At 36.0% G+C, this 13,878-nt stretch carries 10 protein-coding genes and 4 tRNA genes; all 14 read right to left on the bottom strand.

The genetic code is table 11. The features are described 5' to 3' along the window. Nucleotides 1–42: 42 nt before the first annotated feature. Complete coding sequence (gene rpoC, locus J3495_RS12435) at nt 43–4,353, bottom strand: DNA-directed RNA polymerase subunit beta' (RefSeq protein ID WP_210666912.1); 4,311 nt, start codon at nt 4,351–4,353, stop codon at nt 43–45. A 321-nt stretch (nt 4,354–4,674) separates the two neighbouring features. After that, nucleotides 4,675–8,487 carry a DNA-directed RNA polymerase subunit beta gene (rpoB, locus tag J3495_RS12440; protein WP_210666876.1) on the bottom strand — a complete coding sequence of 1,271 codons (3,813 nt, stop codon included), beginning with the start codon at nt 8,485–8,487 and terminating at the stop codon, nt 4,675–4,677. A 264-nt stretch (nt 8,488–8,751) separates the two neighbouring features. Next, complete coding sequence (gene rplL, locus J3495_RS12445) at nt 8,752–9,123, bottom strand: 50S ribosomal protein L7/L12 (RefSeq protein ID WP_007807437.1); 372 nt, start codon at nt 9,121–9,123, stop codon at nt 8,752–8,754. Nucleotides 9,124–9,215: 92 nt separating this feature from the next. After that, nucleotides 9,216–9,719, bottom strand: a complete 504-nt coding sequence (gene rplJ / locus J3495_RS12450; RefSeq protein ID WP_210666877.1) for a 50S ribosomal protein L10 — start codon at nt 9,717–9,719, stop codon at nt 9,216–9,218. Between the two features lie 22 nt (nt 9,720–9,741). Further along, nucleotides 9,742–10,431, bottom strand: a complete 690-nt coding sequence (rplA, locus tag J3495_RS12455) for a 50S ribosomal protein L1 (protein WP_007807440.1) — start codon at nt 10,429–10,431, stop codon at nt 9,742–9,744. A gap of 13 nt (nt 10,432–10,444) precedes the next feature. Beyond that, nucleotides 10,445–10,882 carry a 50S ribosomal protein L11 gene (rplK, locus tag J3495_RS12460; protein ID WP_007807442.1) on the bottom strand — a complete coding sequence of 146 codons (438 nt, stop codon included), beginning with the start codon at nt 10,880–10,882 and terminating at the stop codon, nt 10,445–10,447. Nucleotides 10,883–10,949: 67 nt separating this feature from the next. Next, on the bottom strand, nt 10,950–11,501 hold the full coding sequence (gene nusG / locus J3495_RS12465; protein ID WP_029273444.1) for a transcription termination/antitermination protein NusG: 552 nt from the start codon (nt 11,499–11,501) through the stop codon (nt 10,950–10,952). A gap of 10 nt (nt 11,502–11,511) precedes the next feature. Continuing rightward, entirely contained in the window at nt 11,512–11,709 is a 198-nt protein-coding gene (gene secE / locus J3495_RS12470) for a preprotein translocase subunit SecE (protein ID WP_210666878.1), read from the bottom strand. Between the two features lie 18 nt (nt 11,710–11,727). Further along, nucleotides 11,728–11,798 (bottom strand) — tRNA-Trp (locus J3495_RS12475). A 59-nt stretch (nt 11,799–11,857) separates the two neighbouring features. Next, nucleotides 11,858–13,045: an elongation factor Tu gene (gene tuf / locus J3495_RS12480; RefSeq protein WP_056195151.1), complete on the bottom strand. Its 1,188-nt coding sequence runs from the start codon at nt 13,043–13,045 to the stop codon at nt 11,858–11,860. 53 nt (nt 13,046–13,098) lie between these two features. Beyond that, nucleotides 13,099–13,170 (bottom strand) — tRNA-Thr (locus J3495_RS12485). Nucleotides 13,171–13,264: 94 nt separating this feature from the next. Then, nucleotides 13,265–13,345, bottom strand: a tRNA-Tyr gene (locus J3495_RS12490). Between the two features lie 31 nt (nt 13,346–13,376). After that, a tRNA-Thr gene (locus tag J3495_RS12495) sits at nt 13,377–13,450 on the bottom strand. 92 nt (nt 13,451–13,542) lie between these two features. Next, complete coding sequence (hpf, locus tag J3495_RS12500; RefSeq protein WP_210666879.1) at nt 13,543–13,845, bottom strand: ribosome hibernation-promoting factor, HPF/YfiA family; 303 nt, start codon at nt 13,843–13,845, stop codon at nt 13,543–13,545. Nucleotides 13,846–13,878: the final 33 nt, after the last annotated feature.

A 13,878-nucleotide genomic window follows, 5' to 3' on the forward strand; every position in this document is an offset into this window, starting at 1 on the left:
AATTCCCTCTTCTCTTAAAGAAAAGAGGGATTTAGATAAGAATTAATAGATATATTCTTCTTTATTAGCCATCATTTCGTTGTAATCGTCTTTAGATCCTACAATAGTATTATCGTATTCTCTCATACCAGTTCCCGCAGGAATTCTATGTCCAACAATTACATTTTCCTTCAATCCTTCTAGATCATCAACTTTTCCAGCTACTGCAGCTTCGTTAAGTACTTTTGTTGTTTCTTGGAAAGAAGCAGCAGAAATAAATGATTTAGTTTGTAGCGAAGCTCTTGTGATACCTTGTAAAACTGGCGTTGCCGTTGCAGTAATTACATCTCTTGCTACTACCAGATTTTTATCGTTACGTTTTAGTAATGAATTTTCATCACGTAAGTCACGAGGTGTAATAATCTGACCTGGTTTTAATACAGCAGAATCTCCAGCATCTTCAACTACTTTCATACCATATAATTTATCGTTTTGAACAATAAAGTCTTTAGTATGAATTAATTGATCTTCTAAGAATAATGTATCTCCTGGATCTTGAACTCTAACCTTACGCATCATTTGACGAATAACTACCTCAAAGTGCTTGTCATTAATTTTTACCCCTTGTAGACGGTATACCTCTTGAATTTCGTTTACCAAATACTGTTGAACAGCAGCCGGACCTTGAATTCTTAAAATATCATCTGGTGTAATTGCACCGTCAGACAATGGTACTCCCGCTCTTACGAAGTCATTTTCTTGTACTAGAATTTGGCTTGAAAGTTTAACTAAATACTTTTTAATCTCACCAAATTTAGATTCGATAACAATTTCACGGTTACCTCTTTTGATTTTTCCAAAAGATACAACACCGTCAATTTCAGAAACGACAGCTGGGTTTGAAGGGTTACGAGCCTCAAGCAACTCCGTAATTCTTGGTAAACCTCCTGTAATATCTCCTGCTTTAGAAGAACGACGTGGGATTTTTACTAATACTTTACCTGCTTTAATTTTCTCACCATTCTCAACCATAAGGTGTGCCCCTACCGGTAAGTTATACGAACGAATCAATTCGCCTTCTTTACCATAAACCAATAAAGTTGGAATTAATTTTTTGTTTCTAGCTTCAGAAATTACTTTTTCCTGGAAACCTGTTTGCTCATCAATTTCGACCATGAATGATTGTCCTTGCTCTAAATCCTCGTAAGCAATCTTACCAGTAAACTCAGAAACAATTACACCATTATATGGATCCCATTTACAGATCACAGATCCTTTAGTAACTACTTCACCATCCTTAACAAAGATACTAGATCCGTAAGGAATATTGTGTGTATTTAAGACGATTCCAGTTTTCTCGTCAACCAATTTTAATTCAGTTGAACGCGATACTACGATATCTACCGCATTACCTTCGCTGTCTTCACCCTTAACGGTTTTTAAATCTTCAATCTCAAGTCTACCGTTAAATCTTGTAACAATACTAGATTCTTCAGAGATACCTCCAGCAACCCCTCCAACGTGGAACGTACGAAGTGTTAACTGTGTACCTGGCTCTCCAATAGACTGAGCTGCAATAACTCCTACTGCTTCACCTCTTTGTGTCATTTTTCCGGTAGCTAAATTTCTACCATAACATTTAGCACAAATACCTTTTAAAGCCTCACAAGTTAATGGCGATCTTACTTCTACTTTTTCAATAGGTGAAGCTTCGATAACTCTCATTATTGCTTCAGTAATTTGGTGACCAGACTGAACTAATACTTCATTCGTAAGAGGATTTATAACATCTTGCAATGCAACACGTCCTAAAATTCTTTCTCCTAAAGATTCAACAATTTCCTCATTTTTCTTCAAAGCAGAAACTTCAACACCTCTTAAAGTTCCACAATCTTCGATGTTTACAATAACATCTTGTGAAACGTCATGAAGTCTTCTTGTTAAGTACCCAGCATCGGCAGTTTTAAGAGCCGTATCCGCAAGTCCTTTACGAGCACCGTGAGTAGAAATGAAATACTCAAGAATCGAAAGACCTTCCTTAAAGTTAGAAAGAATCGGGTTTTCAATAATTTCTCCACCACCAGCAGTAGATTTTTTAGGCTTAGCCATCAAACCACGCATACCGGTTAACTGACGAATTTGTTCTTTAGAACCCCTCGCCCCAGAGTCAAGCATCATATATACTGAGTTGAAACCTTGTTGGTCTTCTCTAATATTTTTCATTGCTAATTCTGTCAACTGAGCATTTGCAGAAGTCCAAACATCAATAACTTGGTTGTAACGTTCGTTATTGGTAATAAGACCCATGTTATAATTTACAGAAATACCGTCAACTTGCTCTCTAGCATCTGCAATTAATTTAGTTTTTTGTTCTGGAATTCTAATATCACCAAGAGAGAATGACAAACCTCCTCTAAAGGCAAATTTATAACCCATATCTTTCATATTATCCAAGAAAGCTGCAGTAGTAGGTACGTTTGTCACACTTAAAATGTGTCCAATAATATCTCTAAGGTTTTTCTTAGTCAATACATCATTGATGTATCCAGCTGCTTCAGGTACTACTTCGTTAAATAATACACGTCCTGCAGTAGTTTGGATAATTTTATACACCAATTCTCCAGCTTCATTAAAATCTTTTGCTCTAATTTTTACACGAGCATTCAATTCTAATTTTCCTTCGTTTAATGCAATATTAACTTCTTCAGCAGAATAGAAAGTTAAGTCTTGACCTAAAATTACATGTTCTGGTGTCGAGATACGTTCTTTGGTCATATAATATAGACCCAAAACCATATCCTGAGAAGGTACTGTAATTGGAGCACCATTTGCAGGATTCAGAATGTTATGAGAAGCCAACATTAATAATTGTGCCTCTAAAATAGCCTCTGGTCCTAACGGCAAGTGAACTGCCATCTGATCCCCATCAAAATCGGCGTTGAAAGCCGTACATACTAATGGGTGCAATTGGATCGCTTTTCCTTCAATTAATTTTGGCTGGAAAGCCTGAATACCCAATCTGTGTAACGTAGGAGCACGGTTAAGTAATACTGGGTGTCCTTTAATTACGTTTTCAAGAATATCCCAAACTACGGGCTCTTTTTTGTCTATAATTTTCTTAGCAGATTTTACTGTTTTTACAATACCTCTTTCAATCAATTTACGGATAACGAAAGGTTTGTATAACTCAGATGCCATATCTTTTGGCAATCCGCATTCGAATAATTTCAATTCAGGACCAACAACAATTACCGAACGAGCAGAATAATCCACACGTTTTCCAAGTAAGTTTTGACGGAAACGTCCTTGCTTACCTTTTAAGGAATCAGATAATGATTTTAATGGTCTGTTAGATTCTGTTTTAACAGCAGAAGCTTTACGTGTGTTATCAAACAATGAATCTACAGATTCCTGCAACATACGTTTTTCGTTTCTCAAGATTACTTCAGGAGCTTTAATCTCCATTAATCTTTTCAAACGGTTATTACGGATGATCACACGACGGTATAAGTCATTTAAATCTGAAGTTGCAAAACGACCTCCATCAAGCGGTACAAGTGGACGTAATTCTGGTGGAATAACAGGAACCACTTTCATAATCATCCATTCAGGACGATTTTCGCGGTTTAAATTAGACTCACGGAAAGACTCTACAACTTGTAATCTTTTTAAAGCCTCAGTTTTACGTTGTTTAGATGTTTCATTGTTAGCACTGTGTCTTAGTTGGTAAGATAACTCATCTAAGTCAATACGCGCCAATAAATCCATAATACACTCTGCTCCCATTTTGGCAACAAATTTATTAGGATCAAAATCATCTAAATATTGGTTTTCCTGTGGAAGAGTATCTAAAATATTCAAATATTCTTCTTCAGTTAAGAAATCTAGTCTTTGTAATGATTCTCCATCTGCATTTTTAGCTATACCAGCCTGAATTACTACATATCTTTCGTAGTAAATAATCATATCTAATTTCTTAGACGGAAGACCAAGGATATAACCAATTTTGTTTGGAAGAGAACGGAAATACCAGATATGAGCAATTGGCACAACCAGATTGATGTGTCCTACTCTATCACGACGTACTTTTTTCTCTGTAACTTCAACACCACAACGGTCACAAATGATTCCCTTGTAACGAATTCTTTTATATTTACCACAAGCACACTCAAAATCTTTAACAGGTCCGAAGATTCTTTCGCAGAAAAGTCCATCACGCTCAGGTTTGTGCGTTCTGTAGTTGATTGTTTCTGGTTTTAAAACCTCTCCTCTTGATTCTTTTAAAATAGACTCAGGCGAAGCTAATCCAATAGAGATTTTGTTAAATCTTTTTACCGGATTTTTATCCTTATTATTATTTCTATTATTCATCATAGTTTTTACTATTGATTTATTTGCAATTAAAAAATTGATTCTTTTTGAAGCTTTACGCATTACGCTATATGCTTTAGGCACGTGCCTGCGGCTTAAAGCTTAAGACATACAGCTTTCAAAACACAACCTCGGGTTACTTCTCTAAACTTCAAACCTTTATTATTTTGAAGTGCTAATTATAAAACATGTAGTTTTTATAAAAAATCGGAACGGTTTACGGGTATAAATCCTAAAAACTCTTTTAAAAAAGTGTTCAGTATTCAGAATTTAGTGTTCAGTTTATCACTGATTACTAAATACTGAACACTGAATACTAAAATACTATTCTTCTAAACGAATGTCAAGTCCAAGACCTTTCAATTCATGCATCAATACATTGAATGATTCAGGTAATCCCGGTTCTGGCATAGACTCACCCTTAACGATAGCTTCGTAAGTTTTTGCTCTACCAATAACGTCATCCGACTTAACTGTTAAGATTTCACGTAGCGTACTTGATGCTCCATAAGCCTCAAGTGCCCAAACCTCCATCTCTCCAAAACGCTGACCTCCAAATTGAGCTTTACCTCCAAGTGGCTGTTGTGTAATCAACGAGTATGGTCCGATAGAACGTGCGTGCATCTTATCATCAACCATGTGTCCTAATTTAAGCATGTAAATTACACCCACGGTTGCTGCTTGATGGAAACGCTCTCCAGTACCACCATCATAAAGGTATGTATGTCCAAAACGTGGCACTCCAGCTTCATCAGTTAATTCATTAATTTGGTCTAAAGAAGCACCATCAAAAATTGGAGTAGCAAATTTTCTACCTAAATTTTGTCCAGCCCATCCAAGTACCGTTTCATAAATCTGACCAATGTTCATACGTGAAGGTACCCCAAGTGGATTCAATACGATATCTACCGGTGTTCCGTCTTCAAGGAAAGGCATATCTTCATGACGAACGATTCTTGCAACAATACCTTTGTTACCGTGACGTCCTGCCATTTTATCCCCTACTTTCAGTTTACGTTTTTTAGCGATGTAAATTTTCGCTAATTTCAAGATTCCAGATGGTAATTCATCTCCAACTGTAATAGTGAATTTCTCTCTTCTTAAAGATCCTTGTAAGTCGTTCAGCTTAATTTTATAGTTATGAATTAAATCATTCACCATTTTATTTGTAGCGTCATCAGCAACCCATTGACCTTTGCTTAAGTGAGCAAAATCTTCTACTGCGTAAAGCATTTTCTGAGTATATTTTTTACCTTTTGGTAAAACTTCTTCACCCAAATCATTCATTACACCTTGAGATGTTTTTCCGTTAACAATCAGGAATAATTTTTCAACCAATCTGTCTTTTAATTCAACAAATTTAGTTTCAAACTCCATTTCTAAAGCGCCTAAAGCATCTTTATCCTGAGTACGTTTACGTTTATCTTTTACGGCTCTTGCAAATAATTTTTTGTCAAGAACTACACCGTGTAAAGATGGAGAAGCTTTTAATGAAGCATCTTTTACATCACCTGCTTTATCCCCAAAGATTGCACGAAGCAATTTCTCTTCAGGAGTAGGATCTGATTCTCCTTTTGGTGTAATTTTTCCGATCAAAATGTCGCCAGGTTTAACCTCTGCTCCAATTCTGATCATACCGTTTTCATCTAAATCTTTGGTAGCTTCTTCAGAAACGTTAGGAATATCGTTTGTTAACTCTTCATTTCCTAACTTAGTATCTCTAACCTCTAATGAATAATCATCAACGTGGATAGAAGTAAAAATATCATCACGAACTACTTTCTCAGAAATTACAATCGCATCCTCAAAGTTATACCCTTTCCATGGCATGAACGCAACTTTTAGGTTTCTACCTAAAGCCAATTCACCATTTTGAGTCGCATATCCTTCTGATAATACTTGACCAAGAACTACTCTGTCTCCCTTTCTTACGATTGGTTTTAAGTTGATACTTGTACCTTGATTGGTTTTTCTAAATTTAATTAAGTTATATGTTTTCTCATCAGCATCAAAACTTACCATTCTTTCTTCCTCAGTACGGTCGTATTTGATAGTGATAATATTGGCATCCACATATTCTACAGTTCCATCTCCTTCAGCATTAATCAATACTCTGGAATCTGAAGCCACCTGACGCTCTAAACCTGTACCAACAATTGGTGCTTCCGGACGGATCAAAGGAACCGCCTGACGCATCATGTTAGATCCCATCAACGCACGGTTCGCATCATCATGCTCCAAGAAAGGAATCAATGAAGCCGAAATCGAAGCGATCTGGTTCGGTGCAACGTCTGTATAATGTACTGCAGAAGGCTCAACAACTGGGAAGTCACCTTCCTCACGAGCAATAACATTGCTTGCTGTAATTTTACCTGTTGCATCCATTTCAATGTTTGCCTGAGCAATCATTTTTCCTTCTTCTTCCTCTGCACTTAAATATATAGGAGTACTTTCTAAATCAACTACACCATTTGTAACTTTACGGTAAGGTGTTTCGATGAAACCCATTCCGTTCACTTTAGCATAAACACCAAGAGAAGAAATCAAACCAATGTTTGGTCCCTCTGGAGTTTCAATCGGACATAAACGACCATAGTGTGTATAGTGAACGTCACGAACCTCAAATCCAGCTCTCTCTCTCGAAAGTCCACCAGGTCCAAGTGCAGATAATCTTCTTTTGTGTGTAATTTCAGCTAATGGATTCGTTTGATCCATAAATTGAGACAACTGGTTTGTACCAAAGAAAGAGTTGATAACCGATGATAATGTTTTAGCATTAATCAAATCGATTGGTGTAAACACCTCGTTATCTCTAACGTTCATTCTCTCACGAATAGTTCTCGCCATACGTGCCAAACCAACACCGAATTGTTGAGACAATTGTTCTCCAACTGTTCTAACACGACGGTTTGATAAGTGATCGATATCATCAATCTCTGCTTTAGAGTTGATCAACTCGATCAAATATTTTACAATGGTAATAATATCTTCTTTGGTAAGCACTTGCTTCTCCATTGGGATATCCAAACCAAGTTTTTTGTTCATTCTGTAACGACCAACTTCACCTAAATTATAACGTTGATCAGAGAAGAACAATTTATCTATAATACCACGAGCAGTTTCCTCATCAGGCGGTTCAGCGTTACGCAACTGACGGTAAATGTGCTCTACAGCTTCTTTTTCAGAGTTTGTTGGATCCTTTTGTAATGTGTTGTGGATAATAGCATAATCTGCTTGATTATTATCCTCTTTGTGCAACAAAATAGATTTTACGTTAGAATCAATGATTTCTTCAACATTATCTTTGTCGATAATAGTATCTCTATCAAGGATAATTTCGTTACGTTCGATAGAAACTACCTCTCCGGTATCTTCATCTACGAAATCCTCGTGCCAAGTGTTTAATACACGTGCAGCAAGTCTTCTTCCAATATATTTTTTAATTCCCGTTTTAGAAACTTTAATTTCTTCAGCAAGGTCAAAAATTTCAAGGATATCCTTGTCTCTCTCAAACCCGATTGCACGGAATAAAGTAGTAACAGGTAATTTTTTCTTTCTATCGATATAAGCATACATTACGCTATTGATATCCGTAGAAAATTCTATCCAAGAACCTTTAAAAGGAATTACTCTGGCAGAATAAAGTTTTGTTCCATTTGCATGGAATGATTGTCCAAAGAAAACTCCAGGAGAACGGTGTAGTTGAGATACTACTACACGCTCAGCACCGTTGATAACAAAAGTACCGCTTGGCGTCATATAAGGTATTGTTCCAAGATAAACATCTTGTACAATAGTTTCAAAATCTTCGTGTTCTGGGTCAGTACAATATAGTTTCAACCTGGCTTTTAAAGGCACACTATAGGTAAGACCTCTCTCTATACATTCTTGAATTGTATAACGTGGTGGATCAACAAAATAATCTAGGAACTCCAATACAAAGTTATTTCTTGTATCTGTAATTGGAAAGTTTTCCATGAAGGTATTGTATAACCCTTCGTTGCCTCTTTCGTCAGATTTCGTTTCTAATTGAAAGAAATCTTTAAAAGATTTAACCTGAACATCTAGAAAATCTGGATAGTCAGGAATATTTTTTGTAGAGGCAAAATTCAATCTTTCAGTCTGATTTGTTATCATCAATGGACAAAATTTTGATTAAAAAAAAGTAATTTTTTGTGTAAAAACACAATGTTTAATAGATACCTTCTTTTTAAAATCAACACATCTTTAAAAATGAATCTGTAAAAACCGGTTCAATTTTTTTCTTCGTATTGATCAAAAACTTTTTCGTATTTTAAACTATGTGATAATAAAACTTGTAATATTTTATTATACGAAAAATGGTTTAGGTCATTGAGCGTTCACTCAAGACCTAAACCTAGTTCTTAAAACCGAGTAAACTTATTTAAGTTCAACTACAGCTCCAGCTTCTTCTAATGATTTTTTAAGACCTTCAGCCTCTTCTTTAGAAACACCTTCTTTAACGTTACTTGGAGCACCGTCAACTACATCTTTAGCTTCTTTAAGACCTAAACCTGTAAGTTCTTTAACTAATTTTACAACAGCTAATTTAGAAGCTCCAGCTTCTTTCAATACTACTGTAAATTCAGTTTGTGCTTCTTCAGCAGCACCTTCTCCACCACCAGCAGCAACTACTACAGCTGCAGCAGCAGGCTCGATACCATACTCATCTTTTAATATTGTTGCTAATTCGTTAACTTCTTTAACTGTTAAGTTAACTAATTGTTCTGCGAATTGTTTCAAATCTGCCATTTTTTCTATCGTTTAAAATGATTTGTAAAATTATATTTTGTTTATTGTGCGCTATTTAAGCTGCAAGGAAAATAAATTCCTTACAATAATTATTATGCTTCAGTTTCTTCTTCGCTACCTGCGAATTTATTTTGTAAAGCAGAGATAATTCTTTGAGCTGGTGATTGTAACAATCCAATAAGTTCTCCAAGAAGTTCTTCTTTAGATTTAATAGTTGCTAACGCATCTAATTGATCATCACCAATATAAATTTCAGAATTAATATAAGCTCCTTTTAATAAAGGTTTAGCTGATTTTTTTCTGAAATCTTTAATTATTTTTCCAGGTGCATTTGCCACATCTGAAATAAATATAGCACTATTACCAGTCAATACTGAAGGTAAATCACCATAGTCATTAGCAGAAGCTTCCATTGCTTTTGCAAGCAAAGTATTTTTTACAACCTCTAATTTAATACCTGCTTTAAAGCAAGCTCTTCTTAAGCTTGAAGTTGTTTCTGCGTTTAATCCAGAAATATCAGATACATAAATAATATTTGTACCAGCTAACTGTGCAGTTAAATCTTCAATCGCGATTGATTTTTCTTCTCTAGTCATACTAAAAATTATTAACTACCAATTATACTGCTTTAGGGTCCAATGCGATTGCAGGACTCATAGTGCTTGTAAGGTGAATACCTTTAATATAGGTACCTTTAGCAGCAGTTGGTTTAAGTTTGATTAATGTTTGAATAATTTCGTGTGCATTGTCATAAATTTGCTCCGCTCCAAAAGAAACTTTACCAATTCCTGCATGTACGATACCAGTTTTATCAACTTTAAAGTCAATTTTACCAGCTTTAACCTCTGCAACAGCTTTTGCAACATCCATAGTTACAGTACCTGTTTTAGGGTTTGGCATTAAACCTCTAGGTCCTAAAATACGACCTAATGGACCTAATTTACCCATAACAGCTGGCATCGTGATAATTACATCAACATCTGTCCAACCATCTTTAATTTTTTGTAAATAATCGTCAAGACCTACATAATCAGCTCCAGCTTCTTTAGCTTCCGCTTCTTTATCTGGAGTAACCAATGCTAATACTTTAACGTCTTTACCTGTTCCGTGAGGTAATGTAACCACACCTCTAACCATTTGATTCGCTTTTCTTGGATCTACACCCAAACGAACTGCGATATCAACTGACTCATCAAATTTTGCAGAAGCTATAACTTTAATTAATGCAGCTGCATCTTTTAAAGAGTATAGTTTGTTCTTTTCAATTTTTGAAGCAGCCTCTTTTTGCTTTTTTGTTAATTTTGCCATTTCTTTCTCTTAATTAAAAAGGAGCATCTCCTGATACAGTTATACCCATAGATCTAGCAGTTCCAGCGATCATGCTCATAGCAGATTCGATTGTAAATGCATTTAAATCTACCATTTTATCTTCAGCAATTGCTTTGATAACGTCCCAAGTAACACTAGCTACTTTTTTACGATTTGGTTCACCTGATCCAGACTTTAGCTTTGCAGCTTCCAATAATTGGACAGCGGCTGGAGGAGTTTTTACAACAAAATCAAATGATTTGTCTTTATACACAGTAATTTGTACTGGGCATATTTTGCCGGGTTTATCTTGTGTTCTAGCATTAAACTGCTTACAGAACTCCATGATATTAACTCCAGCAGCTCCTAAAGCAGGTCCAACCGGTGGCGATGGATTCGCAGCACCTCCCTTAACTTGTAGTTTAACTACCTTACTAATTTCTTTAGCCATTTTTTAAAAAATTTAACACTATAATTATTGGAAGCAATTATAGTGGTTATTATAGATGTAACAAAAATTATACTTTTTCAACCTGCATAAAACTCAATTCTAATGGCGTTTTTCTTCCGAAAATCTTCACCATTACTTCAAGTTTACGCTTTTCTTCATTGATTTTTTCAACCGTTCCGTTAAATCCATTAAAAGGACCATCGATCACTTTTACAGTTTCACCTAAGTTGAAAGGAATAGCGCGAGTATCTGTATTTACAGCCAACTCATCCACTTTACCTAACATTCTATTTACTTCAGAAAGTCTCAAAGGAACAGGTTCTCCACCTTTGATCTCACCTAAAAAACCAATTACACTAGTAATAGACTTGATAATATGAGGTATCTCACCAACTAAGTTAGCTTCGATCATAACATATCCAGGAAAATAAACTTTATCCTTAGACATTTTCTTTCCCTCTTTTACAGTAACTACTTTTTCTGTAGGCACTAAAACTTGGGAAACATAATCGCCCATACCTAATCTGGCAATCTCAGTTTCGATGTAAGCTTTGACTTTGTTTTCCTGTCCGCTTACAGCTCTAACTACGTACCATTTTTTTACATTATTATCTGCCATCACAAAAAAATTATCCTTTTAACCAGTTAAAAAATCCAGCCAAAGCTTTTGCAAAAAATTCGTCTACTCCCCAAGTCGCCAAAGCGAATAAGATTGAAAACACAGCCACAACAATTGTCAATTTTTGAACCTCAGCCCATTCAGGCCAAGTAACATTTGACTTTAACTCTTCGAAAGCCTCTGATAAATAATTAGTAACTTTTGTCATTTGATATATTTTTTATTGCACGGGCGGAGGGATTCGAACCCCCATCAACGGTTTTGGAGACCGCTATTCTACCCTTGAACTACGCCCGTAATTAAAAGCCAGTGATTTCAGTTAAGAAAATCAACTGGCTTTTTATAATTTTATAGGATTAACCTACGATTTCAGTCACCTGACCAGCTCCTACTGTTCTACCACCTTCACGGATAGCAAAACGTAAACCTACGCTCATTGCGATTGGGCTTAATAAAGAAACATTGATAGTCAAGTTATCTCCTGGCATTACCATCTCTACACCTTCTGGTAAAGTAATAACTCCTGTCACGTCAGTTGTACGAACGTAGAACTGTGGACGGTAGTTATTATGGAATGGAGTATGACGTCCACCTTCTTCTTTTTTCAAGATATAAACTTCAGCTTTGAAAGTAGCGTGTGGTTTTACTGATCCTGGCTTAATGATAACCATTCCTCTTTTGATAGATTCTTTATCAACACCTCTTAACAATAAACCTACGTTATCTCCAGCTTCTCCTCTGTCAAGGATTTTACGGAACATCTCAACTCCTGTAATAGTAGAAGTTAATTTATCAGCTCCCATACCAATGATTTCAACAGCATCTCCTGTATTAGCAATACCAGTTTCGATACGACCTGTAGCAACAGTTCCACGACCAGTAATTGTAAATACATCCTCAACTGGCATCAAGAATGGTTTTGCAGTATCACGGATTGGCTCTTCGATCCAAGAATCTACAGCTTCCATTAATTCAATGATTTTAGGAACCCAAGCAGGATCATTATTCAATCCTCCTAAAGCAGAACCTTGAACAACAGGACCATTATCTCCATCATATTCATAGAAAGACAATAAATCTCTAATTTCCATTTCAACAAGCTCTAACAACTCAGCGTCGTCAACCATATCTACTTTGTTCATGAAAACAACCATTCTAGGAATACCAACCTGGCGACCTAAAAGGATGTGCTCACGAGTTTGTGGCATTGGACCATCTGTAGCAGCAACTACCAAGATAGCACCATCCATTTGAGCAGCACCAGTAACCATGTTTTTTACGTAATCCGCGTGACCTGGACAGTCAACGTGAGCGTAGTGACGGTTAGCTGTTTCATACTCTACGTGCGATGTATTAATAGTAATACCTCTTTCTTTCTCCTCTGGAGCGTTATCGATTTGATCAAACGATTTTGCTTGACAGTAACCAGCATCAGACAATACTTTTGTAATTGCTGCAGTTAATGTAGTTTTTCCGTGATCCACGTGTCCAATTGTACCTATGTTTAAGTGCGGTTTGGAACGATTAAAATTCTCCTTTGCCATTTTACTTAATTTTTAATCTTAGTTATATATTAATTCAATTTCCTACTTACTTGAGCCAATGTCGGGAATTGAACCCGAGACCTCTTCCTTACCAAGGAAGCACTCTACCCCTGAGCTACACCGGCAGAGAGTTCTGATTTTAGATTTTTTGAATTTAGATTTCAGATTTTTTTTTAAAACCCAAAACCTACAATCCGAAATCTCAACTTCTTCTTTTTGTGGGGAGAGCAGGATTCGAACCTGCGAAGTTCACACAGCAGATTTACAGTCTGCCCTCGTTGGCCGCTTGAGTATCTCCCCTACTTTTTTTATTAAAACTCTATGCCTCTTGAGCCGGCGGAGGGACTCGAACCCACGACCTGCTGATTACAAATCAGCTGCTCTAGCCAACTGAGCTACGCTGGCATTATTTGATAAAAAAAGTCCGCTATTTCTAACGGACTGCAAATGTAGTTATTTTATCCTTGAATCAAAACATTTTTTAAAAAAAATTTCAATTATATATGCGCTCTTATTTTTTCTTTCCTTTTTACTAGTAAACGTTCTAACGATTCCGCCGAAAGCTCTACAGCTTCTTCAAATGTTTTACATTGTTTTTTAACTAAAAAATCATCCCCAGGAACATTAATCTTTATCTCTACAAATTTATTCTCCTTGTCACTCGTCTTCTCAACCTTTAAATACACATCTGACGAAACAACTCGGTCATAATATTTTTCTAATTTATCCATTCTTTCCTGAACGAAATCGACTAACTTTCTGTCAACATTAAAGTTAACTGCATGAACATTTACCTTCATAATACTAATTTTAGGGTTAAACATTTCAGAATT

The sequence above is a fragment of the Flavobacterium geliluteum genome, from assembly GCF_017948595.1.
In the GTDB taxonomy this organism is placed as follows: domain Bacteria; phylum Bacteroidota; class Bacteroidia; order Flavobacteriales; family Flavobacteriaceae; genus Flavobacterium; species Flavobacterium flavipigmentatum.

Coding starts and splice junctions, on each gene's coding strand:
- rplA (WP_007807440.1), bottom strand. CDS start 10,431: ATGGCAAAATTAACAAAAAAGCAAAAAGAGGCTGCTTCAAAAATTGAA.
- rplJ (WP_210666877.1), bottom strand. CDS start 9,719: ATGACTAGAGAAGAAAAATCAATCGCGATTGAAGATTTAACTGCACAG.
- rplL (WP_007807437.1), bottom strand. CDS start 9,123: ATGGCAGATTTGAAACAATTCGCAGAACAATTAGTTAACTTAACAGTT.
- rpoB (WP_210666876.1), bottom strand. CDS start 8,487: ATGATAACAAATCAGACTGAAAGATTGAATTTTGCCTCTACAAAAAAT.
- hpf (WP_210666879.1), bottom strand. CDS start 13,845: ATGAAGGTAAATGTTCATGCAGTTAACTTTAATGTTGACAGAAAGTTA.
- rplK (WP_007807442.1), bottom strand. CDS start 10,882: ATGGCTAAAGAAATTAGTAAGGTAGTTAAACTACAAGTTAAGGGAGGT.
- nusG (WP_029273444.1), bottom strand. CDS start 11,501: ATGGCAGATAATAATGTAAAAAAATGGTACGTAGTTAGAGCTGTAAGC.
- tuf (WP_056195151.1), bottom strand. CDS start 13,045: ATGGCAAAGGAGAATTTTAATCGTTCCAAACCGCACTTAAACATAGGT.
- secE (WP_210666878.1), bottom strand. CDS start 11,709: ATGACAAAAGTTACTAATTATTTATCAGAGGCTTTCGAAGAGTTAAAG.
- rpoC (WP_210666912.1), bottom strand. CDS start 4,353: ATGATGAATAATAGAAATAATAATAAGGATAAAAATCCGGTAAAAAGA.